Here is a 25,919-nt window from a genome sequence, read left to right as displayed (position 1 = left end):
GACAGCCTTTTCAGAAAGATGCCATGGCCCGCCAGCCCAAGATCCTCGCAGACCGTCCGACCACCAAACGCATCGGCGCGCTAAGCGCGCTGTTTCCGTTTTTGCGCCCTTATGCGGCGCTGCTGACATTGGCATTGCTGGCGCTGGTGATTACTGCCTCGATCAGCCTTGTCCTTCCGGTCGCGGTGCGTCGCGTCGTCGACGGTTTCGACAGCGGATCGGCGCTGCTGGACGAATATTTCTCGGCCGCGCTGATCATCGTGGCGCTTTTGGCCTTTGGCACGGGGGCGCGCTATTACCTGATCACCCGGCTTGGCGAACGGGTGGTGTCGGATATCCGCAAGGCGGTGTTCGACCGCGTGATCACGCTGAGCCCCGCCTTTTACGAACGGGTGATGACCGGCGAAATCATCAGCCGCATCACCACCGACACGACGCTGATCCAGTCGGTGATCGGCTCGTCGATCTCGGTCGCGCTGCGCAATGTGATGATCCTGATCGGCGGCATGGCGATGCTGATCCTGACCTCGGCCAAGCTGAGCGGGCTGGTGTTGCTGCTGGTTCCCATCGTCGCCGTGCCGATTGCGGTCATGGGGCGACGGTTGCGCGTGCTGTCGCGCGAAAATCAGGACTGGATCGCGGCATCGTCGGGGATGGCCTCGGAAAACCTGCTGTCGGTGCAGACGGTGCAGGCCTTCACGCATGAGGACCTGACCCGCAGGCAGTTTTCCGACGTGACCGAAAACGCCTACGATTCCGCGCTGCGCCGGGTCACGACGCGGTCGGTGATGACGGTGATCGTGGTTTTCCTGATCTTTGCCGGGGTGCTGGGCGTCCTGTGGATCGGCGCGCGCGATGTCTATGCGGGCACGCTGACGGTCGGTGCATTGGTGCAATTCGTGATCTATTCGGTGATGGTGGCGGGTTCGGTCGGCGCCCTGTCCGATATCTGGGGCGAGTTGCAACGCGCCGCAGGCGCGACCGAACGCATGGCCGAACTGCTTTCGGCCCAGGACAATTTGTCCGACCCCGCGCAGCCCAAGGTGCTGCCGCAGCCGGTGCGGGGGCAGATCGACTTTGAAAACGTCGGTTTTCACTATCCCTCGCGGCCCAATACCTCGGCGCTGCATGAGGTTTCGCTTTCGATCAGGCCGGGGGAAACCGTGGCGCTGGTCGGCCCTTCGGGTGCGGGCAAGACCACCATCGTGCAGTTGATCCAGCGGTTCTGGGACCCGGAAACGGGTGCGGTGAAAATCGACGGCATCGACCTGCGCCAGATGTCGCGCGGCGCATTCCGGCAGTCGATTGCGCTGGTCCCGCAAGAACCGGTGATCTTTGCCGCGACGGCCCGTGACAACATCCGCTTTGGCCGCCCCGATGCCAGCGATGCCGATGTCGAGGCCGCCGCCCGCGCCGCCCATGCCCATGATTTCCTGACCGCCCTGCCCGAAGGCTACGACAGCTTCGTCGGCGAACGCGGCGTGATGCTGTCGGGCGGTCAAAAACAACGCCTGGCCATCGCCCGCGCAATTCTGCGCAACGCCCCGATCCTGTTGCTGGACGAGGCGACCAGCGCGCTGGACACCGAATCCGAACGGCTGGTGCAAGAGGCCGTCGACCATCTGGCGCAAAGCCGCACCACGATCATCGTCGCGCACCGCCTGTCCACGGTGCGCAAGGCCGACCGGATCGTGGTCATGGATCAGGGCCAGATCGTTGCACAGGGTCGGCACGACGATCTGGTGGCACAGGGCGGGCTGTATGCGCGGCTGGCCCGGCTGCAGTTCAGCGACACATCGGCATAACGCCGGGGCATATCCCAGGGACAGGCTGCGTCCCGCTTGCCGGCCCGTCCCGCCAGCCTGTGTCCCGCCAGCCTGTCCCGCCGGGATGCCCGGCATCCTGCCGCGTCAGGCCGGCCGGCTCCCATCCCGCCGCATATGGGATCCGACACGGGTCATACGGGCACCGCCTTGTCTGCACCCCGCACCCCGCCTTTGCCTGCGCTATCGCCGGATGGGCGAAAAGCTCAGCGCGGCGCGGCGTATACAGCGGCCCAGTAAACCGTGCGCCCGTCCGCGGCGACGGCACGGCCGATGCCGAATTCCTCGACCTGAGGCAGCAGGATATTCGACAGATGCGAGCGCGAATTCACCCAGGCACGCTGGATCTGTTCGGCGCTGTCGAAGCCCTTGCCAATGTTTTCCGCAACGATGGTCTGGCGATACCCCTGCGCCCGGACACGGTGCGAGGGCTTGCGCAACCGGCTGCCCTGATGGGTCATTTGATTGCGTTGCGCCATATCGCAGGCGTGGCGCGCCGCCGCCGCCGCCAGCTTGTCATTCGGACGCATATCCCCCAATCCGCGCGAGGCGCGGATGGCATTCGCTGTGGCCGCGCCATTGGCATTGTCCCGCCTTGTGGTCGCAAAGCACTGAACGGTGCCGGTGACAATCGGGCGGTTCGCCGTCGAGGCCGCGCCGCCAAAGGACTGCGCCTGAACGACACCGACGGCCAGACCGCCCGCGATCAGCCCCAAAACACCAATCAGGACGCCCAGAAAAAACGACTTTGCCTTGAACATTACAGACGCTCTCCGTTGTCACGACCCGATCCGGCATGTGGGGTCGTTCCGGTATAACAACCCGGAGTTGAAAATACTGTTAACGGCAGGTCAGCAGAACGCAGTCCCTATGAAAATAATCGTTAAAATTTGAACATCCGCGTTTTAACTGCGCGGCGCATTGCGGCAAAGCAGAGTCTTTCGCCCCTGCAAGGGATTGCCAACCGCGCAGCCGGAACCGGCAAAAACCAGCCGGTTGCCTTTTTATTGCGCGCATTCATCGAAAATTCACTTTTGGCACACAGAATAGATCTGTTCCGACCGTCCGCCGCGCCCCCGGAACTGACCTCCCGATGCCCGTCGGTCTTACGCTGCGTTGCCCGCGCGGCGCAGGCTGCGGCCAGACTTGCCCAAAAGGTCGCTTTTGGCACATGCTGTTTGGGCAAGATCAGGGCTCGCGACCACAACGCCGGGCCCGCAACGGGAGGCGAGGAGAGGAATGGTTCAATTTAGCGGCGTCGCAACGCGGGACGCGGTCGAACGGGAATTGCCCTATGAACAGCGGGAACTGCCCCGGACAATTTATTCCTTCGTGACCGATGTCCGGGACCGCTTTCCGGATCGCCCCGCCATTTCCTTTCAGCTTTTCTCGGGCGCCGATGCGCCGGCACGCACCCTGACGTGGAATGACGTGCATGAGCGCGTGACCGAAGCCGCCAACCTGTTTCGCAGCCTGGGCATCGGCCCCACGGATACGGTGGCTTATCTGCTGCCCAACAGCGCCGAAACCCCGATCATCCTGCTGGGTGCGGCGACGGCGGGCATCGTCAACCCGATCAACCCGCTGCTGGACGCCGAACAGATCAGCGGCATCCTGCGCGAGACGAATGCCAAGGTGCTGGTCACGCTAAAGTCCTTTCCGAAATCCGATGTCGCGCAAAAGGCGGCGGCGGCGGCGGCCCTTGCCCCGAATGTGCAGACCATCGTCGAACTTGATCTGCGCAGCTATCTGACCGGGATCAAGCGCCTGCTGATCCCGCTGGTCCGGCCCAAGAATCCGGTCAGTCACAAGGCCCGCGTCATTGATTTCGAGGCCGCGGCCAGCGCCCAGCCCCATGACCGCCTGACCTTCGACGACCCGCTGCAGGACCGTGTCGCCGCCTATTTCCACACCGGCGGCACGACCGGCACGCCCAAGGTGGCGCAGCACAAATATTCGGGCATGATCTATAACGGCTGGCTTGGGCACACGCTGCTGTTCAGCGAAAAGGACGTGCTGATGTGCCCGCTGCCGATGTTCCACGTCTTTGCCGCCTATCCGATCCTGATGTCCTGCATCGCCTCGGGCGCGCAGATGATCATGCCGACCCCCGCCGGCTATCGCGGCGAGGGTGTTTTCGACAATTTCTGGAAACTGATCGAACGCTGGCAGGTGTCCTTCCTGATCACCGTTCCGACCGCGCTGGCCGCGCTGATGCAGCGGCCTGTCGATGGTGATGTTTCATCGCTGCGGACCGCGATTTCCGGCTCTGCCCCCCTGCCGATCGAGCTGTATAACCGCTTTCATCAGGCCACCGGGGTCGAGGTCGCCGAAGGCTATGGCCTGACCGAAGCGACCTGTCTGGTCAGTTGCAACCCGGTCGATGGCAAGAAGAAAGTCGGCTCGGTCGGGATTCCGCTGCCCTATACCCATGTCCGCATCCTGCGCGAAAACCCGGCGGGCGGCTTTGACGAATGCGCGACCGATGAGGTGGGCGAAATCTGCATCGCCAGCCCCGGCGTCTTTGAAGGCTCGACCTATACCGAAACCGACAAGAACCGCGATCTGTTCGCCGAAGGCCGGTTCCTGCGCACCGGCGATCTGGGACGGCTGGATCCGGACGGCTATCTGTGGATCACCGGCCGCGCCAAGGATCTGATCATCCGCGGCGGCCACAACATCGACCCCGCCGTGATCGAGGAAGCGATGCTGTCCCATCCCGCCGTGGCCTTTGCCGGGGCGATCGGCCAGCCCGATTCCTTTGCGGGCGAACTGCCCTGCGTCTATCTGGAGCTGATGCAGGGCGCCAATGTCACGCCTGATGAGCTGGAAGCCCACGCCCGCACCCATATCCACGAACGCGCGGCCATTCCGAAACATATCGAAATCCTGCCCGAACTGCCCAAGACCGCCGTGGGCAAGATCTTCAAACCCGATCTGCGCAAGATGGCGATCAAACGTGTCTATGATGCCGCATTGGCGGAAACCGGCGCATATGTGACCACCGTGGTCGAGGATAAAAAGCGCGGTCTGGTCGCCAGGCTGGGCAGGGCCGACACAACCGATCCCGATGCCGTGACCGCAAGGCTGGGCCAGTTCACCCGGCCGTGGGAATGGGGCTGAGAACTTTACTTTCGGGGTGGATAATGCTGTCTAGGGGCCATGAATCGCCGCGCCACCGGGCCGGTGACCACCGCGAATGGGCACAGGATCATGACAGACCAAGAGGCCGAGGAAACGGTCGACATCGGCGATGACGACGCTTCCGAACAGGCTGCCGAACGGGTGGCCGAGCCTGCCCCCGAATGGCTGATCGACTTTCGCAGGTCGGGTTTTCCCAAGGGTTTCTACCGTTCGGGCGATGGCTATGGGATCGTCTTTGCGGAACGCAGCGCCGATACGCTGGTCGTCAGTTTCGACAACCTGTCATCGGCCCGCGACGATGCGATCGACCGCACGCCCTGGGGCTATGGTTTCGTCGCCAAGAACGGCTGGTCGCAACTGGGGGTGATGACCTTTGCGCCCGACTGGTTCCGCAACGGCGAATTGCTGGATTATCTGCAGAATCTGGCGGATTCGAGATTCCTCAAGCGGTTCAGGACCGTGGTGATGACCGGAACCTCGATGGGGGGCTATGCGGCCTGCGCCTTTGCCTCATTGGCGCCATGCTGCACGGTCATCGCCTTTTCGCCGCAATCGACGCTGAAAAAGGAACTGGTGCCGTGGGAAAAACGCTTTTCGTCCGGGCGGCGCGCGGATTGGAGCGGGCCTTTCGCCGATGGCGCACAGGAATCGCTGGCGGCGGGGAAGGTTCTGCTGCTGTATGATCCGCATTTCGCCGAAGACGTCGCCCATGCCGACCGCTTTACCGGCGATAATGTCGTCCGTCTGAAAGCGCGCTATTCGGGCCATAAATCGGCGCTGTTCCTGCGTCGGGCCGGGCTGTTGTCGACCATCGTGCGCGAAACGGTCGAAGGCAGGATGTCCGAACAGCGTTTCTACGAAATCTATCGCGCAGGCCGGGCGCTGCCCTGGTATGTAAACGCCGTCGCCGGGCGGTTGGCGGAAACGAACCGCCACCGCCTGCTGCCGCGAATGTCGCGGGCAGTGAGCAAGCTGGGCTTTGAACAGATCTCGCGTTCCGTCGTCGCCCGCGCGGTCGAGGCGGGCGTGATGGAGGCGCCACCGCCCCCGCAGCGGCAAGCCCCCGGCCCAATCAACCGGCCCAATCAACCGGCCAGCCCCGCCCGCCCCGCGCAAGCGCAGCCTTCCGGCGGCGCCCGACCGCACAGGTCCAGCCCGTCGAAGCCGCCCCCGCCCAGCCGGAGCCCGAGGAAACGGTCGATCTGTATCTGAGCGATCCCGACCTGCCGCCGCTGGAAAACGTCGATCCGGCGCCCTGGCAGGTGACACGGGCCCAGTCCGTGGGAACGCAAACGGCGGACGCGAATGCGGCGGATCTGCCGAAACCCGTCTGGCATATCCCCAGACGGATGCGCAAAGCGGATCAGAACAGCAACCGACCCATGAAAAAGGCCCGCAATCGCGGGCCTTTCGTCATTCCGGCCGGATCAGGCGACCCTGGCCATATCCTGCACATGGCTTTTGATGAAATCCGCCAGCACGAAATAGCCCTTGCGGGTGTAATGGTCGCTGTCCACGAATTCCTCGCGCGGGACAAGCTGGTCGACGTCGATGAAATGCGTGTTCGGATGGCTGTCGCAAAAACTCCGGCACATCGCGTTATAGGCCACGCGCTTGTCGGCCGTCCGCTCTGCCTGCGGGCCGAAAGTGGCCGAGCAGCCCAGAATGAACAGGCTCGCTTCGGGGCGCATCAGACTGCGGGCGCGTTCGAAACATTGGCGGATCATGCCCAGATGCGCCTCATCCTCCAGCCGCAGATGATGCAGGGTGCGCAGCATCCGCATCGCGATTTCGGGATTGCGCACCAGCGTGCCCAGCCGTTTCGGCGGCAGCGTCGCCAGATAGCGATCCGGGTCGCCCTGCGCCTCGAAGGTGAACAGGTTATGGGTGATAAAGGCGAACAGCAGCGACAGGATCGTGACATCCGCGCGGCCCAGGCTTTCGTCCAGCCCCAGCATGTCGTCCAGACTGTGGCCGACGATGTTTTTCAGCACCCAGTTGTTGGCCAGCGACTTGTCGCGCGGATTCAGGAAAAAGCCCGCATCGTCATAGCGCACGATCAGCCCGTTATCGTCAGGCTTGTTGACATATTCATCGCGCTGCGAGCCGCAGTAGAACGACACCTGTTGCAGGTCGCAGCCGCCGACCAGACACAGGCGCCGGTCGCTGATGCTGGACTGTTCGGCGTCGAAATCATCGACCAGCGCAATCCAGTCGACCTTGGCCGGGTCGTCCAGACTGCTGGATACCGGCCCCACCACCTTGAATTCGGGGCGGTCCAGATGCTGCCAGACCCATTGCTCGATCCCCATGTTCAGGGTGCGGCAGGAAAAGGCGAAATGATGGACATTGGTGCCGTTGAAACGCTTGTGGACGCAAAAGAACCCGACGATCCCGTAATCGCCGTAACGGTCCTGCACCTGCACCAGACCGGCATGCACGCCCGGCACGCGCAGGATGCGGGCCAGTTCGGCCTTTTCTTCGGGCGTGTTGACGCGATGCTTGGTGAAATTCAACTGGTTGGTGCGGTTGATCAGTTCATGCACGCGGTCCATCTGATCGTCGAAATCGGTGATGACGCGGACCTTGATGCCCGACTGACGCAGGAAATCCTCGTTCGAGAGGTTGCCTTCCGTCTGGTCGCTTTCCTTGGTTTCCAGCACCCGATACTGCTGCAGACGGCTGTGGCCCTTGTCCGCCTTGCCCTTGAGCTGCGGCAGATCCAGCAACCCGGTCAGATCGGCCTGCGTCCCGTCTGTCGATCCCGCCGCATCAACGCAGGCGATGCCGGGCGAAAAGAATTTCACCTCTTGCAGGTTCATGTGGTTGTCGTCCAGAAACAGCGCGTTTTCGTCACGCAGCTGCATCCGGGTCAGGATCGACTGCACCGCCTGCCCCTTGGGCGACCAGTCGATATGGGGAAAGACAAAGCGGTCCCAGATGCCCAGTTCGACCAGTCTGGCCCTGGCGGTTTCAAAATCATTCTTGGAACAGATCGAACACATGATGCCCCGGTCGACCAGTTCGCGCACCATGTCGATATGCGCCTGAACGGGCGTGATCCCGCCTTCGGACAGGGTGCCGTTCCAGAACGTCTCGTCCAGGTCCCAGATCACGACCTTGATGTCGCGGGTCACATCCTGGAATCTTGCATCGCTCATGTCATCTCCACAAACTTCACCCCAGACCGTCCGGTCGGGGATTCAAAACGCTCTTAACTCTGAACTTGAGGACCGCAAAGTTTACCCTTGGGTCTTGGATGGCCATTTACGCTTCAGGCCCCATGGCATAACGCCGCACCATATCCGAATCATGCTCGGGTCTCAGAAAACCGACCTCAACCGGAAGTAGCGGGCCATGTGCCGTCAGGTCAAGGCGGGCAGCGAACCCCTTGAAGTTTTTTCTAATTCTGACGTTTTTGCAACCATGCCATTGCAAATCGAGGCAGGGGCAAGGGCTGATCCGACGGCACCAAGGCGGTCAAGAGGGAAAGCCCCGCCCAAACTGGTGCGGGGCTGATCCGATTTCCGGCAATCAGCGGGTGAATTTCTTGTATTTCACACGCTTGGGTTCGACCGCATCCGGGCCAAGGCGGCGGATCTTGTCGGCCTCATAGGCTTCGAAGTTGCCTTCGAACCATTCGACATGCGCATCGCCTTCGAAGGCCAGAATATGGGTGCACAGCCGGTCAAGGAAGAAACGGTCGTGCGAGATGATGACCGCGCAGCCCGCGAAATCTTCCAGCGCGGCCTCCAGCGCCTGCAGGGTTTCCACGTCCAGATCGTTGGTCGGTTCGTCCAGCAGCAGGACGTTTCCGCCTTCTTTCAGCAGCTTGGCCATATGGACGCGGTTGCGTTCACCGCCCGACAGCAGGCCGACTTTCTTCTGCTGATCCCCGCCCTTGAAGTTGAAGGACGAACAATAGGCGCGGCTGTTGACCTGCGCATCGCCCAGTTCGATCAGTTCCGCCCCGCCCGAGATTTCTTCCCAGACCGTCGCATTCGGGTTCAGCGCATCGCGCGACTGATCGACAAAGGACAGCTTGACCGTGTCGCCATAGGTGATTTCCCCGGCATCGGGTTTTTCATGGCCGGTCAGCATCTTGAACAGCGTCGATTTACCGGCGCCGTTCGGACCGATCACGCCGACGATGCCGCCGGGCGGCAGGGCGAAATCCAGATTTTCGATCAACAGCTTGTCGCCCATCGCCTTTTTCAGCCCCTCGACCTCGATCACCTTGTCGCCAAGGCGCGGGCCGTTCGGGATGATGATCTGGGCGCGGGTCAGCTTTTCGCGTTCGGATTCGCCAGCCAGTTCGTTATAGGCGTTGATCCGGGCCTTTTGCTTGGCCTGACGGGCCTTGGCACCGGCGCGGATCCATTCCAGTTCGCGTTCCAGCGTTTTCTGCTTGGCCTTGTCCTCGCGGCCTTCCTGTTCCAGCCGCTTGGCCTTTTGTTCCAGCCAGGACGAATAATTGCCCTCGTAGGGGATGCCCCGGCCGCGATCCAGTTCCGAGATCCAGCTGGTGATGTCGTCCAGGAAATAGCGGTCGTGGGTCACGGTCAGGATCGTGCCCGGATATTCGATCAGGTGCTTTTGCAGCCAGGCGATGGTTTCCGCGTCAAGGTGGTTGGTCGGCTCGTCCAGCAGCAGCATGTCGGGCTGTTCCAGCAGCAGCTTGCACAGTGCGACGCGGCGACGTTCGCCGCCCGACAGGCTTTCGACATCCGCATCGTCGGGCGGGCAGCGCAGGGCCTCCATCGCGACGTCGATCTGGCTGTCCAGATCCCACAGGTTCTCGGCGTCGATCTGGTCTTGCAGCGCGGCCATTTCCTCGGCGGTTTCGTCCGAGTAATTCATCGCCAGTTCGTTGTAGCGGTCCAGCTTGGCCTGCTTGGCCTTGACGCCCTCCATGACGTTGCCGCGCACGTTCAGCGCCGGGTCAAGCTGGGGTTCCTGCGGCAGGTAACCCACGGTCGCGCCCTTGGCGGCCCAGGCCTCGCCGGTGAAATCCTTGTCGATGCCGGCCATGATGCGCAGCAGCGACGATTTACCCGCGCCGTTGACGCCGACGACGCCGATCTTGACGCCGGGCAGAAAGTTCAGCCGGATGTTTTCAAAAACCTTCTTGCCGCCCGCATAGGCCTTGGACACGCCGTCCATGTGATAGACGAACTGGTAAGAGGCCATGATCGTTTTCCCTTTCGCTGCATCTGGCCCGCCTTTTAGGACAGGAACGCGCAAAGGGAAAGCGGACAAGAGGTGCAGACAGACCCGGATCGTTTAGCGGATCTGTTCGGTGAATTCCTTGGGAAAGGCGCTTTCCAGATAGGCGAATTGCGGCTCCAGCCGGGCGCGCAATGCAGCCCGCGCCTCATCCGGGACCGACAGCCCCCTGACCGAGGCAAAGACCTTGTTGCCCAGATTGCGATAGTCATGGGGCCGGATCGACAGGAATTTTTCGACCTGACGCATGACGCCCAAGGGATCGCGGGCAATCGCGCCAAAGGGCAGGATCAGCAACTGGTCATCGCCGAAATACTGTTTCCAGCGCGGCACATAGGTCGCGTAATCGCCCCGGTCATACAGCACCGGATCCTGAATTTCCTGCATCCAGTCATCGACCGTGGCGGGTTTGCGGCCTGCCCGCGTGATATTCATCTTCATCTGCGAAATCGCCCGGTCGACGGGGTGGCGCAGGATATAGATAAATTTGGAATTGCTCAGGAATTTCGACACGAATTCAACGCCCTGTTCGGGAAGGGTCGAATATTCGGGGGTGATATCCATGGGCAGCGTCCCGGCAGGGGCGGGCGCGAACATCATTTTATACCAGTGGTTGGTGAACATCGGCTCGCGCGTGACGCGGGCCAGATAGCGTTTCAGATGGGCGGGCATTTCCTCGCCCCGCGCGTCGAAACGTTTCTGGATGTTCAGCTTGCCGCGCCGGAAATGCCAGGGCAGCCATTTCATATGTTCGGGGACATAGCGCGCGTTGAAAAACTGCGCCTCCTTGAAGGGCGGGGTCCAGATGCGGGGATGCTGGGACAGGATCTGGCTGAGCCATGTCGTCCCGGCCTTTTGCGCGCCGATTCCCACCACCGCAGGCTTGCGCGGCCTGCCGTCATCGTCCCAATCGGTCTGTTCTGCCATGCTCATCACGCGGTCAATCGGCTGTGCGGTTGTATCCGTGTCTAAGCCACCCGTCCTTGATCGGAAAGGCTATTTCCGCCGATTGCACCACGTCACCCGCCGCACCGAATGGACAGGCGCGGAAACAGCGCCTAACCTGCCCCCGTGACCAAGAATGGAGAGCGGGCAATGTCGGGTCAGACACGGCAGAGACAATCTCAACCTTCGCAGGCGGGCAGCGGCGACACCTATCGCCGCCACCAGATCCTGCCCCCCGCGGCCTGCACCATCCATATCGAAAAGATCGACAACATCGGCCGCCACATGCGCGCGATGGAAGACACCCACCGCGAATTGATGGCGATTCAGGACCGGCTGAATTTCGCGAACAAGGCCTATACATTCGCGCGGCTGGTCAAGGATACCAGCGTCGCCTTTCTGGATCTGGCGGGCGCGATCGTCGGCGGTCAGGCGAGCGTGGTCAGCGGGCTGGGCAATGCCGCGATCGACACGGCAGGCTCGATTTCCGAGGTCGCGCATGGTCAGGGCGATGCGACGACCATCGCGCTGCGCACGGCAAACAGCGTCGTGTCGAACCTGCCCGCCAGGGGCGCGGGCGGGCAGTTCGGGGTGATGACCGGCCAGCAGGTTCTGGGCATGGCCAATACCGTGAACGAGATGAAAACCGCCCCGAACATCCAGACCGCCCAGCAAAAGGCCGCGCAGGGCGGGGTCAATCTGCTGGCCGATTCGATCAAGGGGGTCGCGGATATGGCCTCGACCGCCGAGGGCAACACCTATAGCAAGGTCGGCCGCGCGGCGGCGCTGGTCAAGGCGGTCTATGCCTATGACCGCGCGCTGAACGAAACGCTGGAGCAGCGGTTGCAGACCGAATACGATATCGCCTCGGCCCGGCAGGTCTATATCCACAACAACCGCATGGTCATGCAGCGCCTGCGCCGCGACCTGACCGAGGCGATGGATCTGCTGAAATCCTGCCAAAGTGGCGGCTGACTAAAGCCGCCCCCACAGATCGTATTCCCCGGCCTCGTCCACCGTCACGGTGACGATATCGCCGGGGGTCAGGCCCTCGAACCCTTCGTCAATGAACAGGTTGCCGTCGATTTCCGGGGCATCGGCCTTGGTCCGGCAGGTCGCGCCGTCCTGATCCACGCTGTCCACGATCACGTCGATGCGTTGGCCGACCTTGGCGGCCAGCTTCGCTTCGGAAATGGCCTGCGCCTTTTCCATGAAGCGGTCCCAACGGTCCTGTTTGATCTCGGCCGGGACATGGTCGGGCAGCAGGTTCGCCCGCGCGCCCTTGACGTTTTCATATTGGAAACAGCCGACGCGATCCAGTTGCGCCTCGTCCAGCCAATCCAGCAGGGTCTGGAATTCGGCCTCGGTTTCGCCGGGATAGCCGACGATGAATGTCGAACGCAGGGTGATATCCGGGCAGGCCGCGCGCCATGCCGCGATTTCATCCAGCGTTTTCGCCGCCGCCGCAGGGCGCGCCATGCGTTTCAGCACATCCGGGTGGGCGTGCTGGAACGGGATATCCAGATAGGGCAGCACAAGGCCATCTGCCATCAGCGGGATCAGGTCGCGCACATGCGGATAGGGATAGACGTAATGCAGCCGCACCCAGGCCCCCAACCCGCCCAGATCGCGGGCAAGGTCGGTGATATGCGCGCGGTGACCGCGTTCGGTTTCATATCTGCGATCCAGCCCATAGGCGCTGGTGTCCTGCGAAATCACCAGCAGCTCGCGCACGCCCGCCTGAACCAGCTTTTCGGCCTCGCGCATGACAGCATGGGCGGGGCGGCTGGCCAGCTTGCCGCGCATGTCGGGGATGATGCAGAACTTGCAGGCGTGATTGCAGCCTTCGGAAATCTTGAGATAGCTGTAGTGGCGCGGCGTCAGCTTGACCCCGCTGGCGGGCAGCAGGTCGATGAAGGGGTCGGGGCTGGGTGGCACGGCGCGATGCACGGCGTCCAGCACCTGCTCGTATTGCTGCGGGCCGGTGACGGCCAGAACCGACGGGTGAACGCCGGTGATATATTCGGGCTCTGCCCCCAGACAGCCGGTCACGATGACCTTGCCATTCTCGGCCAGCGCCTCGCCGATCGCCTCAAGGCTTTCGGCCTTGGCGCTGTCCAGAAAACCGCAGGTATTGACGATGACCGCCCCCGCCCCGCGATAATCGGGACTGATCGAATAGCCCTCGGCCCGCAGACGCGTCAGGATGCGTTCGCTGTCGACCAGCGCCTTGGGGCAGCCAAGGCTGACCATGCCGATGGTGGGCTGGCCCTCGCGCCGCTCATCGGGGATGGCGGCACGGGCGAGGTCGGGGCGGAGATCTGGCGGATTGGCTTGCATCCTCGCGCATATAGCGCAGGGCGTTCGGATGACAAGCGGGCAGATAAGACGCCCGCATCTTCGTGGCTTTTCAACATCGCGCGAAAGCGGCAAGGTTCGGGCATGAGAAACATGTTCATCCGCCCCCTGATGTTTGCCGCCCTGGCCGCGATGGCAGCCTGCGTGCAAACCGTGTCGCCCACCGGTCCATCCGGCGGCGGCGGCAACATGCCCGCGCCAAGCCGCGAGCCGATCATCGTCGGCGATCGCGGCGGCAATGTCATGGCCGCGATCCAGCGCCGCAACGAACTGGCGCGCTCGGGGCGGCCGGTCGAGGTGCGGGGTTACTGCGGTTCGGCCTGCACGCTGTATATCACCCTGCCCAATGCCTGCCTTGGCCCGCGCGCCACGGTCGGGTTCCATGCGCCGCGCATCCCCGGCACGACCATCATCCCGCAGGGCGTCGATAACATCATGGGGTCCTATTACCGGAATGGCATCAAGCGCCGTTGGGACGCGGAATGGAAACATTCGCTGGAGATCCAGAAGATCACCGCCCGCGAATATGTCCGACTGGACCCGCAAACCCGGCTGTGCGCCAACTGACCGACAAGATAAGGAACGACCGATGAAACGCCTTGCCCTTCTGGCCACCCTGTCGATGTCCGCGCCCGCATTCGCCGGGGCCGGCGTTACCCTGCCGCTGACGGGTGGCGACGCCACGATCCAGTCGTCGCGCTATTCCTGCGACGGCGGACCGGCTTTCGATGTGCAATACATCAATGTCGGCCCGAACAGCCTGGCGGTACTGACGCTGGACGGGCAGGATATCGTCTTTGTCAACGTCATCTCGGGATCGGGCGCGCGCTATGCGGCGGGCGCGATGGAAGTGGTGGACGAAAGGCGAAACCGCCACCTTCACCGATGCGATGAAGGATGACGGCAAGGCGCAGGACTGCGTTCCGGCGCAATAAGCCTGGTGGGTGCACGGGCGAGGTTACTCGCGCAGGCGCCAACCCGTCGCAAAGATCTGGCGGATCAGGAACAGGCAGATCACCAGCATCACCGAAACCGCCAGCAGCGACACCTTGACCGGGACATCCGCGATATCGAAAAACGACCAGCGGAAACCGGAAATCAGGTAAAGCACCGGGTTCAGCTTGGCCACGGCTTCCCAGAACGGGGGCAGCATGGATGCCGAATAAAAGGCGCCGCCCAGAAAGACCAGCGGCGTGATGACCATCAGCGGCACGATCTGCAACTGTTCGAAATTCCTGGCCCACAGCCCGATGATGAAACCCAGCAGGGAAAAGCTGATCGCCGTCATGATCAGGAAAGCCGCCATCCAGAACGGATGCGCGATATGGACGCCGACAAAGAAAAAGCTGGTCAGCAGGATCACCACGGCAATCAGCATCGCCTTGCTGGCGGCGGCGCCGACAAAGCCCATCGTGACCTCGATCCAGCCGGTGGGGGCGACCAGGAATTCATAGACCGTGCCCGAGAATTTCGGGAAAAAGATCCCGAAACTGGCATTCGACACCGACTGTTGCAGCACCGTCAGCATCATCAGCCCCGGCACGATGAAAGCGCCATAGGCGACGCCTTCGACCGACTGGATGCGCCCGCCGATGGCCGCGCCAAAGACCACGAAATACAGCACCGTGGACAGCACCGGCGATGCCAGAGACTGCCATGTCGTGCGAAAGAAGCGCGACATTTCGTGGTGATAGATCGTCCTGACCGCCTGCCAGTTCATGCCGTTTCCTCTACCAGCGAAATGAACACTTCCTCCAGCGAGGATTGCTTGGTCGCCAGATCGCGCACCGGAATGCCAAGCGCCACGATTTCGCCCAGAAGCCGCGCGATGCCGGTGCGTTCGGCGCGGGTGTCATAGTCAAAGCCCAGCTCCATCCCGTCGGGGGACAGCGCCACGCCCAATTCCTGCAATTCCGGGGTCAGCGCGGGCAAGGGCGTCGAAAGCTGGACGGTCAGGCGCTTGCGGCCGAATTCGCCCATCAACTTTTCCGTCGGCTCGACCAGCAACAGGCGGCCCTTGCGGATGACGCCGATGCGGTCGGCCATTTCCTCGGCCTCTTCCAGATAATGGGTGGTCAGGATGATGGTCACGCCCTGATTGCGCAGATCGCGCACCACATCCCACATCTCGCGGCGCAGGGCGACGTCGACGCCAGCCGTCGGTTCATCCAGGAACAGCACGCGCGGACGATGCGCCAGCGCCTTGGCAATCATCACGCGCCGCTTCATCCCGCCCGACAATTCGCGGGTGCGGGCATCGCGCTTGTCCCACAGGGCCAGGCTGCGCAGCACCTGTTCCAGATAGGCATCGTCCGGCGGCATGCCATACAGACCGCGGGTAAAGCGCACGCAGTCGATGACCTTTTCGAACGGCTCAAGCGAGATTTCCTGCGGCACCAACCCGATCAGCTTGCGCGCCGCGCGCCAGTCGGTGCGGATGTCATGGCCGCCGACCAGAACGCGCCCGCCGGTCATGCGCACCTGTCCGCAGATGGTGGAAATCAGCGTCGTCTTGCCCGCGCCATTCGGTCCCAGCAGGGCCAGAATCTCGCCATCGCGGATGTCCAGCGAAATGTCGTCCAGCGCGCGGGTGCCGCTGTCATATTGCTTGGTCACATGTTCGATTTCGATGATCGGCGGCATCGTGCATCCCTGATCCGGCGCGGAATTGCCCGGCAGGGTTTGCCCGGCGCAGCGTTAGGTAGGCACGGCAAGGGCGCTTGTCCGCCGGGGCGGCGGAATAATCGGCAATGACGGCGGTCAGTTGCCCGTGCGGCCCACCGCGTTGATCTCGCCTGCCTCGGCCATCAGCCGGTCGCTGCTGGTTTCGATGGCCATCGGCAGCCGGCGCATCACCGCCAGATGCGACAGGCCCGAGGGCATCACCGGCAGGAATTCCACAATCGCCGTGCCGGACCGGATCGGAATGCCGCGCCGCGTCCAGAACAGCCCGCAGTTGACGCCCACCGGCACGATATCCAGCCCGGTCTGGGCATAGATGACGCCGACGCCGTGCTTGTATTTGACCTTGTCGCCGGGGCGCGTGCGCGTCCCTTCGGGATAGATGATCAACTGCCCCAGCCCTTCGGGGCGTTCCTGTGCGCGCGCGACCTCGTCGGTGATCTGCTGCAAGGCCTCGGAGCCGCGGGCGCGGTCGATCGGGATGCAGCCGACCTTGCGGGCGTAAAAGCCCATGATCGGCACGGCCAGCAATTCGCGCTTCATGATAAAGGCGCATTGCGGCACGGCATGGGCGATGGCCAGAATATCCAGAAAACTGTGATGCTTGGCAGCGATGATGCAATCGCCCGTGGGGGGCGTACCGCGCACCTCGACCCGCAGGCCCAGAATGACGCGGGCGGCCAGCAGAAGCTGGCCGGTCCAGGCGATGCCCAGCCGGTGCGCGGCCATCGGGCGCATGACCACGACGGGCAGCCAGCAGATGCGCACATGACCAGCGTGACGCCCGCAATCCACAGGTAAAAGACGACCGTCCGCAGCCCCGCCAGCACCCCGGCAGGCCCCGGCCGATAGCGCGGATCGGTCGGCGCGGGCATCAGCGCACTTCCCGCAGCATCTTCAGCGCCGCCCAACGGGTCGCGAAAAAGCCGATCCCGGCCGCGACCACGCGGATCAGCAGCGCCAGAAGCCAGCTCCACCCGACAAAGCCAAGCCCGGTCAGAAAGCCGCCCGCCTCATTCATGCCGGGCAGCGCCAGCACGGCCAGCAGCCCCAGCAGCGTCCCCGCCCCCGACCCCAGCGCCGCGCGCCGGGTAAAACGGCGCACGAAGGCCGTGGCGATGGTGATGTCGCGCGCCCCGATCAGCCGCAGCACGCGGATCACCTGCCCGTTCGCGGCCAGCGCCGCCTTGGCGGCCAGCGTGATCATCGCGCCAGACGTCGCCGCGATCAGCAGCAACGAAAAGAGGCCCAGAATCCGCAACCGGCTGGCCGCGCTGACCAGCGGCTTGCGCCATGCGGTATGGTCGTCCAGCACGGCATCCGGCGCCTCAGCCTGTAAACGCAGACGCAGCGCCTCGGCATCGAAATCGCTGGTGCTGCCGGTGATCTCGACCAGTTGTGGCACCGGCAGGGCATCGACGGGCACATCGGGGCCGAACCACGGCTCAAGCAGCTTTTCGACCTCGTCATCGCCAAGGACCGACGCCTCGCCCGTGCCCGGCGTGCTTTTCAGCGCCTCCAGCACGGCATTCAGTTGCGTTTCCATCTGATCGGCAGGCGCGGAAATGCGGATCGTCACGGTCTGGGCCAGCGATTCCGACCAGCGTTCGGCCAGACGGCCCGTCGCCAGCGACAGGGCCAGCGCGAAAACCGCCAGAAACGCCATCGCACCCGCCGCAAACAGCGTCAGTTGCGCGGTAAAGCCGGTGGGCGGCACGACGCGGTCGGCCACGCCGGATCTGGGCCGCGTCAACCCGCGCCACAGCGCCGCGAAATCCAGCGACTTCAGATCGAATTTCCCAGGCTTTCTCACAGATCGGCCCCCGCAAGCTGCAATTTCCGCCCCGCGATCCGCAGCACCCGCGCCGAAACGATGGTCTTGGTGGCGCGGATCAGGTTCAGGTCATGGGTCGCGATCAGCACCGTCTTGCCCGAGCGGTTCAGTTCGACCAGCAACTGCATCAGCCGCATCGACATGTCCCAGTCCAGATTGCCCGTCGGCTCATCCGCCAGAATGACGTCGGGCGACAGGATCACCGCGCGGGCCAGCGCGGCGCGCTGACGTTCGCCCCCGACAGTTCGGGCGGCAGCGACCTCGCCTGCTGGGTCATCTGGACCCAGATCAGCAATTCGCGCAATTCCTTCATGTCCACCGCCTCGCCCGAGACGGTCAGCGGCAGCGCGATGTTTTCGGCAACCGGCAGGTGATCCAGAAATTGCGGATCCTGATGGACGACGCCGACCCGGCGACGCAGCGCCGCGATCCCGTCGCGGCTCAGCGCCCGCACATCCTGATCGAAAGCCACCATCTGCCCGCCAGCGGGCAGCAGATCGGCATAGCACAGCCGCAGAAACGTGGTCTTGCCCGCACCCGAGGGCCCGGTCAGGAAATGAAACGACCCCGGCTGAAGGCTCAGAGTCATATCGGACAAAAGCGGCTCGCCCTCAAGATAGCCGAAGGACACGCCCTGCATTTCGATCACGTCAATCTCCTTATGGCCCTGCTTCTTGGCGACGGGGTCCGGGCTTGATAAAACAGTCCCGCGGCGAATGCGAGGGTCCGCACAAATCTGCGATGCCCGTCCAGCGATGCCAGTCACGGGCGCATAGCGCAAATGAAAGACGACGACATGCGACTGATCTGCCCCAACTGCGCCGCGCAATATGAAATCGACGCGGCGGTTTTGCCGGAAAAGGGCCGTGATGTCGAATGTTCACGTTGCGGCCAGATCTGGTTCCAGCCCCGCCCGCAACCCGAAGAAGACGCGAATTTCGACGCCGGGGCGCGCCCTGCGCTGAACCGCTCGCTCAGCGATCCGGTCCTGTCCGTCCTGCGCGAAGAGGCCGCCCGCGAATTGCGCGCCCGCGAGGAAGACCGCGCCCGCGCCCGCATCGAAAAGGCCCGGTTCGAGGCCGAGTCCTTTTCGCGCACACCCGTGCCGCCAGCGCCGGTGCCGCCAGACCCCGTGGCACCGGATGCCGCGCGACCCGAACCGCTCCCCGCCGATGACCGGCCCCGGCCAAAGGCCGCCCCCGCCGAAAGCCACGCGACAGAAACCGCGCTGATCGAAGCCGCATTGATCGACTGGCCCGCGACCACGATCACCGATGAGCGTTTTCACGACGCCCCCTTCCCCCCCGCAGAGACGCGCACCGTGGATGAATGGGCCGTCGCGACGCCCGACCTCGACACGCCCGAGGATCGGCCCGCAAGCGCACCGGCCCGTGCAGACCGGCGCGGTGACCAGTCTGGCGACAAACTGCTTTTGCCACCGGACACCCCGGCCGAGGACGAGCCCGTCGCAACCATCCTGTTCGATGAAGCCGTCACCGAGGCCGGTCCTGCCCTGACCAGCCCTGCCCCATCCGGCGATGCGCAACCCGGTGATGAACGGCAGGACCGGGCCAAGGCATTTTCCGGCCTGCCCGATCATGCCGACAGCAAAGCCGCGCCTGCGGTCACCGAAGACCCGCAGCCCAATGCCCCCCTGCTGCCCGTCTCTGTCGACAGCGCGTCCGAAGATGCCGGGTCTGCGACGCGCAGCGGCTATGCCCGCGGCTTTGGCCTGTCGATCGGGCTGGCCGCCGCGCTGGCGGGTTTTTACCTGATCGCGCCCAGCCTCAGCGGCCCCGGCGCGCTTGGCGGATTTGCGGCGGAATATCGCGGCACGGCCGATCAGGGCCGGATCTGGCTGGGTCACAAGCTGGGTTTTCTGACCGGCGGCGACTAGCCCCCGATCAGAAGCGGTCGATCAGCCGTCCCAGATAGTCGCGCTCATCCGTCGATCTGTCGCGTTCGCCAAGCCGGCGGCGGATTTCATCGACCAGATCGCGCGCCCGGCGCATCGGATCGGGGCCATCGGCCAGCCGGTCGCCCTGACCGAACAGATTGCCCTGCCCGTCCAGCGCCCGGCCAAGCGGATCGGTCGAGGGTTGGCGCGAATAGGGCGTGGCCAGCCCGCGCTGGCCGCGCGGATCGCCGGGGCGTCCCCGGGGGTTGTCGCCGTTCTGGTCCTGATTGCCGCGCTCGCCCGGCTGCCCCTGTTCACCCTGCTGTTCGGCCATCATGTCGCCCAGGGCGCGCATCCCTTCGCGCATCGACTGGATCGCCTGCGCCTGCCGTTCCATCGCGCCGGCGATATCGCCGTCACGCAATGCCTGTTCGGCCTGTTCCATCGCGCGCCCCGCATCATCCAGCTGACGCGCCGCCCGGTCGCCCTGATCCGAGCCCTGCCCCGGCAAAAGCCCGCGCTGACGCCCCAGTTCTTCGCGCAGATCGCGCTGACGCTCTGCCAGAGAGCGGTCATCGGACTGCCCGCCGGAGGACGGATCGCCCTGCGATCCGCCCCGGCCCGCGCCACCCGAGGGGCCGCCCGATTGCCCCTGTTCGCCCTGCTGCTGGCCCTGCGATTGTTGGCCCTGCTGGTTGAACGGGTCGGAAAACTGTTCCTGCAATTCGCGCATCGCATCATCGGACAGTTGCTGCTGTTCGCGCAGCGTATCGGCCAGCCGGTCCATCTGGCGCGGCCTGCCCATGCCGCCCTCTCCCGGAGTGTCGCTGAAGCGCAGGTTTTCCATCATGCGGTTGAACTGTTCCAGCAGTTCCTGCGCCTCGGCCATGCGGCCCTCGTTCATCAGGCGCTGGATTTCGTCCATCATCTGCTGGATCTGGTCCCCGGTGATGCGCTGGCGCTGATCCCGGGGCGAGCGGTCGAAGCGCTCGGCCGGGTCCTCGCCCTGTTCGGCGAGCATGTCGGTATAGGCGTCCGTCGCCTCGCGCAGCTCATCCATCAGGCGCTGGATTTCATCGGGGCTGGCGCCGTTCCGGATCGCCTCGGACAGGCGTTCCTGTGCCTGCTGCATACGTTCCAGCGCATCGGCCAGACCGCCGTCTTCCAGCGCGACGGCCGCCTCCCACAACAGCACGGCAAGGGCGTCGCGGGTCTTGTCATCCAGCGGACCCGATTCCAGCGTGCCGATCGCGCCCTGCAGGCCCGACAGCAGGGGTTCATCAACGAAACCATCGGGTTGCCAGACGATCGTGCGCAGCAATTCGGCGCTGCGCGGGCCGTTGTCCCGCGACCACAGCAGATCACGGCGCAATTCGATCAGCGCGGCGCCAAGCGGGTCGAAAAAGCGGCGGCCCGGCAAAACCATCGGCATCGGCGCGGATTGGCCCTTTTGCGCGATGCCGTCCTCGACCTCCAGCCGGATGGTGACGGGCAGATTGGCCCAAGGGTGCTGGGCCAGATCGGCGACCAGCTGGCCCTGAATTTCGCTGCGCTGCCCGGTCGCGGGCAAGGGCAGGCGCAGGGTCAGATCATCGCGCGGTTCGGGCGCGGGGGTCAGGCCATAGCGGCGATCAACCGCCGCCAGATCCAGCGAGATCACGGCCTCGCCCGCGGCGATGCCATTGTCGTCGCTGGCCGTGAACTGCTGGATCAGCCGCCCGTCGGCGCGGCGCACCGGGGCCGCGCCGGGCTGAACCACGGGGGCCGCGTCGGGCTGAACCGTGATCGGAAAACTGCGCCCGGCGATCTGGACCACGCCGTCGCGTTCGGCGGTGAATTCGGGCGCCATCGGGTCCGCGCCCTCGACTTCCGGGCCGATATTCTGTTGCAGATCAGCCCCTTCGCCATACAGGCGAAAGCTGACGGTGGTGCCCTTGGGGATGGTCAAGGCCTCGCCTTCGGGCAGGGAATTCAGATAGATCGTCGGACGGCGGGTATAGGCGGGCGGCTCGGCCCAGCCCTCCCATCCGGGGCCGGTGGCGATGGTCGGCGTATTCTGCGGCGCGGGCCGAAAGGTCGAGGCCAGCGCGGAAAGCCCCTGCCCGACCTTGCCCGAGGGTGCGAAAACCAGCGCCATCGCCAGCGCCGTCACCCCGACCAGCCGCAGGGCATAGGGGTCGCGGCGGGGCAGATCGGCATTCGGGGCCACGGCATTCGCCAGCGCCGCCTGCTGCATCATCCGGCGCTGATGGGCCTGCCACAGCGCGGTCGCGCCGGGATCGTCCTGCCCCAGAACCATGCTGTCGCGCAGCGCGGACAGCGGTTTTCCGGGCAGCGTCGCATCGACGCGATGCAGCGCGGCCAGATGGCTGGGGCGGCGAAAGCGACGGATGCCCAGCAGGCCGGTCGCGGCCAGCGCCAGCACGGCCAGCACCAGCCATGCGAAAGCCCAAGCGCGCGGCATCGGCTCGACCAGACCAAAGGCCAGACAGGCCCACAGCAGCCCCAGCACCGCGACCAGCGGCCAGAATGCGCGCGCGGCCTGTTCCCACCACATGCCCGCGCGGGTCAGCGCCGCGGCCAGCGCGACCCGGGGGTGCGCTTCGGGGTCCGATAGCTGCCGATCCGATACCTGCTGATTCTGGGGGCGCATGTCCATGCCCGGCGTTTCCCGTCCCTGCCTGTCCGAACCCGTCGCGCCCGGCTGTTCACCTGCCCGGACTATTCCACGCCCGCCCCGTTGCGGCAAGCGCGGGCCGGGAGGATCGGCCCTAGTCCTGCATCCAATGCGGGATGGTATCGCGGGCGATGATCTCTTCGATAGTCGGGCGGGCACGGATGACGGCGAATTGATCGCCCGAGACCAGCACTTCGGGCACAAGCGGGCGGGTGTTGTATTCAGACGCCATGACCGCGCCATAAGCCCCCGCCGACCGGAAAGCGACCAGATCACCCGCCGACAGGGCACTGAGCTGCATGCCCTTTTCAAAGGTGTCGCCGGTTTCGCAGACCGGACCCACGACGTCAAAGGGCTGGACCGCGTCGCCCGGCGCGGGTTCGATGACCGGCACGATATCGTGATGGGCGCCATACATGGCGGGGCGCATCAGATCGTTCATCGCCGCGTCCGAGATCAGGAAATCGCGGCCTCACCTCTTTCAGATAGATGACCGAGGACAGCAGGATACCGGCATTGCCCGGAAATGTGCGGCCCGGTTCGATCTCGATCTCGCAGCCCAGATCGCCCGACTTCGTCGCGGATGACCTGCCCGTATTCGAGGGGCAAGGGGCGGTGCGTTGTTGTCGCGGCGATAGGGGATGCCCAGGCCGCCGCCCGATGTCCAGACGGCGAATGTCATGGCCATCGGCGCGCAGGGCGCGTGGCCAGTTCGGCCATCTTGCGATAGGCTTGGCGGAAGGGTTCCAGATCGGTCAGCTGGCTGCCGATATGCATGTCGATGCCGATGACCTCGATCCCCGGCAGCTCGGCGCGCGCGGCATAGACCTCGCGCGGCGGGCTGATTGGGATGCCGAACTTGTTCTCCGATTTGCCGGTGGCGATCTTGTCATGGGTCGTTGCATCGACATCGGGATTGACCCGCACGGCAATCGGCGCGGTCACGCCAAGCGCGGTCGCGACGGCGGAAATCTGTTCCAGTTCGGGTTCGGATTCGACGTTGAACTGGCGGATGCCGCCTTCCAGCACCTGCCGGATTTCCGATTCGGTCTTGCCGACGCCGGAAAAGACGATGCGCTCGCCCGGCACGCCTGCCACCCGTGCCCGCGCATATTCACCGCCGGACACCACATCCATCCCCGCGCCCAGATCCCCCAGCAGACGCAGCACCGCGACGTTGGAGTTCGACTTGACCGCGAAACAGACCAGATGGTCGGTCCAGTCCAGCGCCTGCCGGAACAGGTTGAAATGCCGCGTCAGGGTCGCCGTCGAATAGACATAGACGGGCGTGCCCACCGCTTCGGCGATGCGGGTCAGGGGACATCCTCGGCGCAGAGAACGCCGTTCTGGTAGTTGAAATGGTCCATCAGGCGATCCTGCGAGAGCGGAAGAACAGATACAGCGGCAGCGCGCAGCCGATGCCCAGCACCATCGCCGGAATCGTCAAAAGCGCCGCCCAGTTGCGCCGTATCGAGGTTTCGATCAGGCACCACAAGCCCAGACAGGCCAGCGCCACCCATTCCGATGGTCGCACCTGCACCTGATCGCCCCAGATCGTCAGCGCCACACCCAAAAGCGCCAGCCCCAGCCAGACCAGCCGCAGCACCGTCAGGTCAGATGGAGGAGACGACACCGATCCGCGCCTCGCCACTGATGCTGACGCCCGGTTCGGGCGCAGCGGCCCCGGGCGCGACCGGAGGACCATCGACCCCGCAAGCCGCCAGCGCCAGAACCGCGATCACCGCCAGATATCTCATGCCCCCGTCCCCGTTGTCGTGGCCCCCAGTTTTTCCTGCCACCGCGCGACCTGCGCCCGCACCTGATCGGGCGCCGTGCCGCATCAGCTTTGCCGCGAGGGCCACGCAGATTCATGCACCCCCAACACGTCATACACGTCAGAGGTTATCGAAGCGTGAACGGATTGCATCTGTTCCAGCGTCAGTTCCGGCAGATCGACGCCCTGTTTTTCGGCCATCGCGACCAGCGCGCCGGTGGCGTGATGGGCATCGCGGAACGGCAGGCCCGGCCTTGCGCACCAGCCAGTCGGCCGAGGTCCGTCGCGGTGGAAAAGCCCGAGCCCGCCGCCGCCTCCAGCCGGTCGCGGTTGGCGGTCAGGTCGGCCAGCATCCCGGTCATCGCGGCCAGCGCCAGCATCAGGTTGTCGGCCGCGTCAAAGACCTGTTCCTTGTCCTCTTGCATGTCCTTGGAATAGGCCAAGGGCAGGCCCTTCATCACCACGAACAGCGCGACCGCCGCCCCAAGGATGCGGCCGATCTTGGCCCGGATCAGCTCGGCCGCGTCGGGGTTCTTCTTTTGCGGCATGATCGACGAGCCGGTGGAGAACCGGTCCGACATGGTCACGAACCGGAACTGCGCCGAGGACCAGATCACCAGCTCCTCGGCCAGTCGCGACAGGTGAACGGCGCAGATCGCCGCCGCCGACAGGAACTCCAGCGCGAAATCCCGGTCGCTGACGGCATCGAGGCTGTTGGCCATCGGCCGGTCAAAGCCCAGCGCCTGCGCCGTCGCCTGCCGGTCGATGGGAAAGCCGGTGCCGGCCAGCGCCGCCGCGCCGAGGGCGATTCGTTCATCCGCTTGCGGGCGTCGCGGAACCGCGACAGGTCGCGGCCGAACATCTCGACATAGGCCATCATGTGATGGCCCCAAGTCACCGGCTGCGCGGTTTGCAGATGGGTAAAGCCCGGCATGACCCAATCGGCGCCCCTGTTCGGCCTGCGACAAAGCCGCGCGGATCAGCGCGTCCAGCCCCTGGATCGCGGTGTCGCACTGGTCGCGCACCCACAGCCGGAAATCCGTCGCCACCTGGTCATTGCGGCTTCGCGCCGTGTGCAGGCGACCCGCCGGCTCGCCGATGATCTCTTTCAGCCGCGATTCCACGTTCATGTGGATGTCTTCCAGCGCGGTGCGGAACGGAAAACCGCCGGCCTCGATCTCTGACAAGACGGTGAGCAGCCCTTCCCCGATGGCCTCGGCATCGCTAGTGCTGATGATGCCCTGCGCCGCAAGCATCGCCGCATGGGCGCGGCTGCCCCGGATGTCCTGGGCATAAAGCCGCTGGTCGAAGCCGATCGAGGCATTGATCGCCTCCATGATCGCGTCCGGCCCGGCGGCAAATCGTCCGCCCCACATCTGGTTCGCGCGGCTGTCGGACTGCTCGGTCATATCTTGCCCTTCGGAGGTCACATGCTTCGTTCCATCCTGCTTTATACGGCGCTGGTCATGGGTGCAAACGCCGCCACCGCGGGCGAGATCGACTTTCAGGCTGCCCATGCCGGCAATCTGGCCAAGCTGACCGAAGGCAGCGGACAGGTC

Annotated in this window: 19 protein-coding genes and 3 pseudogenes; 7 read left to right on the top strand and 15 right to left on the bottom strand. The window is 64.5% G+C overall.

Annotated features, from left to right (window positions below; all coding sequences use genetic code 11):
- Positions 1 to 23 precede the first annotated feature (23 nt).
- Entirely contained in the window at positions 24 to 1,805 is a 1,782-nt protein-coding gene (locus PE067_RS16970) for an ABC transporter transmembrane domain-containing protein (protein WP_276190878.1), read from the top strand.
- Positions 1,806 to 2,029: 224 nt separating this feature from the next.
- On the opposite strand, the gene PE067_RS16965 is transcribed toward PE067_RS16970, so the two are convergent.
- Complete coding sequence (locus PE067_RS16965) at positions 2,030 to 2,584, bottom strand: CAP domain-containing protein (RefSeq protein WP_276190877.1); 555 nt, start codon at positions 2,582 to 2,584, stop codon at positions 2,030 to 2,032.
- A gap of 478 nt (positions 2,585 to 3,062) precedes the next feature.
- On the opposite strand from PE067_RS16965, the gene PE067_RS16960 reads away from it, so the two are divergent.
- Positions 3,063 to 4,946 carry an acyl-CoA synthetase gene (locus tag PE067_RS16960; RefSeq protein ID WP_276190876.1) on the top strand — a complete coding sequence of 628 codons (1,884 nt, stop codon included), beginning with the start codon at positions 3,063 to 3,065 and terminating at the stop codon, positions 4,944 to 4,946.
- A 90-nt stretch (positions 4,947 to 5,036) separates the two neighbouring features.
- Positions 5,037 to 6,179 carry a hypothetical protein gene (locus tag PE067_RS16955; RefSeq protein WP_276190875.1) on the top strand — a complete coding sequence of 381 codons (1,143 nt, stop codon included), beginning with the start codon at positions 5,037 to 5,039 and terminating at the stop codon, positions 6,177 to 6,179.
- A gap of 215 nt (positions 6,180 to 6,394) precedes the next feature.
- On the opposite strand, the gene PE067_RS16950 is transcribed toward PE067_RS16955, so the two are convergent.
- The 3 genes from PE067_RS16950 to PE067_RS16940 form a co-directional block, all read right to left on the bottom strand.
- On the bottom strand, positions 6,395 to 8,128 hold the full coding sequence (locus PE067_RS16950; RefSeq protein ID WP_276190874.1) for a hypothetical protein: 1,734 nt from the start codon (positions 8,126 to 8,128) through the stop codon (positions 6,395 to 6,397).
- 373 nt (positions 8,129 to 8,501) lie between these two features.
- Positions 8,502 to 10,157, bottom strand: a complete 1,656-nt coding sequence (gene ettA / locus PE067_RS16945) for an energy-dependent translational throttle protein EttA (protein WP_276190873.1) — start codon at positions 10,155 to 10,157, stop codon at positions 8,502 to 8,504.
- A 93-nt stretch (positions 10,158 to 10,250) separates the two neighbouring features.
- Positions 10,251 to 11,126, bottom strand: a complete 876-nt coding sequence (locus PE067_RS16940; RefSeq protein WP_276190872.1) for a sulfotransferase — start codon at positions 11,124 to 11,126, stop codon at positions 10,251 to 10,253.
- Between the two features lie 162 nt (positions 11,127 to 11,288).
- Here PE067_RS16940 and PE067_RS16935 point away from each other — a divergent pair, with 162 nt between their 5' ends.
- Positions 11,289 to 12,113, top strand: a complete 825-nt coding sequence (locus PE067_RS16935) for a hypothetical protein (protein ID WP_276190871.1) — start codon at positions 11,289 to 11,291, stop codon at positions 12,111 to 12,113.
- Here the strand turns inward: PE067_RS16935 and rimO are convergent, their stop codons facing one another.
- Positions 12,114 to 13,478 carry a 30S ribosomal protein S12 methylthiotransferase RimO gene (rimO, locus tag PE067_RS16930; protein ID WP_276190870.1) on the bottom strand — a complete coding sequence of 455 codons (1,365 nt, stop codon included), beginning with the start codon at positions 13,476 to 13,478 and terminating at the stop codon, positions 12,114 to 12,116.
- A 102-nt stretch (positions 13,479 to 13,580) separates the two neighbouring features.
- Here rimO and PE067_RS16925 point away from each other — a divergent pair, with 102 nt between their 5' ends.
- Both PE067_RS16925 and PE067_RS16920 read left to right on the top strand, forming a co-directional pair.
- A complete protein-coding gene (locus tag PE067_RS16925; RefSeq protein ID WP_276190869.1) occupies positions 13,581 to 14,063 on the top strand; it encodes a hypothetical protein in 483 nt (160 codons plus the stop codon).
- A gap of 22 nt (positions 14,064 to 14,085) precedes the next feature.
- Positions 14,086 to 14,397 (top strand): MliC family protein, encoded by a 312-nt coding sequence (locus PE067_RS16920; protein ID WP_276190868.1) that lies wholly within the window; start codon positions 14,086 to 14,088, stop codon positions 14,395 to 14,397.
- Between the two features lie 57 nt (positions 14,398 to 14,454).
- Here the strand turns inward: PE067_RS16920 and PE067_RS16915 are convergent, their stop codons facing one another.
- The 5 genes and pseudogenes from PE067_RS16915 to PE067_RS16895 all read right to left on the bottom strand — a co-directional run bounded on the left by PE067_RS16915 (position 14,455) and on the right by PE067_RS16895 (position 18,661).
- Positions 14,455 to 15,216: an ABC transporter permease gene (locus PE067_RS16915; RefSeq protein WP_276190867.1), complete on the bottom strand. Its 762-nt coding sequence runs from the start codon at positions 15,214 to 15,216 to the stop codon at positions 14,455 to 14,457.
- Positions 15,213 to 16,139 carry an ABC transporter ATP-binding protein gene (locus PE067_RS16910; protein ID WP_276190866.1) on the bottom strand — a complete coding sequence of 309 codons (927 nt, stop codon included), beginning with the start codon at positions 16,137 to 16,139 and terminating at the stop codon, positions 15,213 to 15,215. The genes PE067_RS16915 and PE067_RS16910 overlap by 4 nt, the downstream gene beginning before the upstream one ends.
- A 117-nt stretch (positions 16,140 to 16,256) precedes the next feature.
- Entirely contained in the window at positions 16,257 to 16,946 is a 690-nt protein-coding gene (locus PE067_RS16905) for a lysophospholipid acyltransferase family protein (RefSeq protein ID WP_276190865.1), read from the bottom strand.
- Positions 16,947 to 17,052: 106 nt separating this feature from the next.
- On the bottom strand, positions 17,053 to 17,991 hold the full coding sequence (locus PE067_RS16900) for a cell division protein FtsX (protein WP_276190864.1): 939 nt from the start codon (positions 17,989 to 17,991) through the stop codon (positions 17,053 to 17,055).
- A pseudogene (locus tag PE067_RS16895) lies at positions 17,988 to 18,661 on the bottom strand (ATP-binding cassette domain-containing protein). Before PE067_RS16895 ends, PE067_RS16900 begins: the two are co-directional and overlap by 4 nt.
- A gap of 147 nt (positions 18,662 to 18,808) precedes the next feature.
- Between PE067_RS16895 and PE067_RS16890 the strand changes: the two are divergent.
- Positions 18,809 to 19,909 (top strand): zinc-ribbon domain-containing protein, encoded by a 1,101-nt coding sequence (locus PE067_RS16890; protein WP_276190863.1) that lies wholly within the window; start codon positions 18,809 to 18,811, stop codon positions 19,907 to 19,909.
- 7 nt (positions 19,910 to 19,916) lie between these two features.
- On the opposite strand, the gene PE067_RS16885 is transcribed toward PE067_RS16890, so the two are convergent.
- From PE067_RS16885 to argH, 5 genes and pseudogenes are all read right to left on the bottom strand, one after another.
- Positions 19,917 to 22,562, bottom strand: a complete 2,646-nt coding sequence (locus tag PE067_RS16885; RefSeq protein ID WP_276190862.1) for a DUF4175 domain-containing protein — start codon at positions 22,560 to 22,562, stop codon at positions 19,917 to 19,919.
- A 118-nt stretch (positions 22,563 to 22,680) separates the two neighbouring features.
- A pseudogene (gene lysA / locus PE067_RS16880) lies at positions 22,681 to 23,953 on the bottom strand (diaminopimelate decarboxylase).
- The gene (locus PE067_RS16875; protein ID WP_276190861.1) at positions 23,953 to 24,219 is read right to left on the bottom strand and encodes a DUF2834 domain-containing protein; all 267 of its coding nucleotides are present in this window, start codon (positions 24,217 to 24,219) and stop codon (positions 23,953 to 23,955) included. The pseudogene lysA and the gene PE067_RS16875 overlap by 1 nt, the downstream one beginning before the upstream one ends.
- Entirely contained in the window at positions 24,200 to 24,343 is a 144-nt protein-coding gene (locus tag PE067_RS16870; protein WP_276190860.1) for a hypothetical protein, read from the bottom strand. The genes PE067_RS16875 and PE067_RS16870 overlap by 20 nt, the downstream gene beginning before the upstream one ends.
- Positions 24,340 to 25,769 (bottom strand): annotated as a pseudogene (argH, locus tag PE067_RS16865) (argininosuccinate lyase). The gene PE067_RS16870 and the pseudogene argH overlap by 4 nt, the downstream one beginning before the upstream one ends.
- Between the last annotated feature and the right edge of the window lie 150 nt (positions 25,770 to 25,919).

Source organism: Paracoccus sp. DMF-8 (assembly GCF_029309835.1).
Lineage (GTDB): Bacteria > Pseudomonadota > Alphaproteobacteria > Rhodobacterales > Rhodobacteraceae > Paracoccus.
This window is presented reverse-complemented; position numbering and strand designations above follow the sequence as displayed.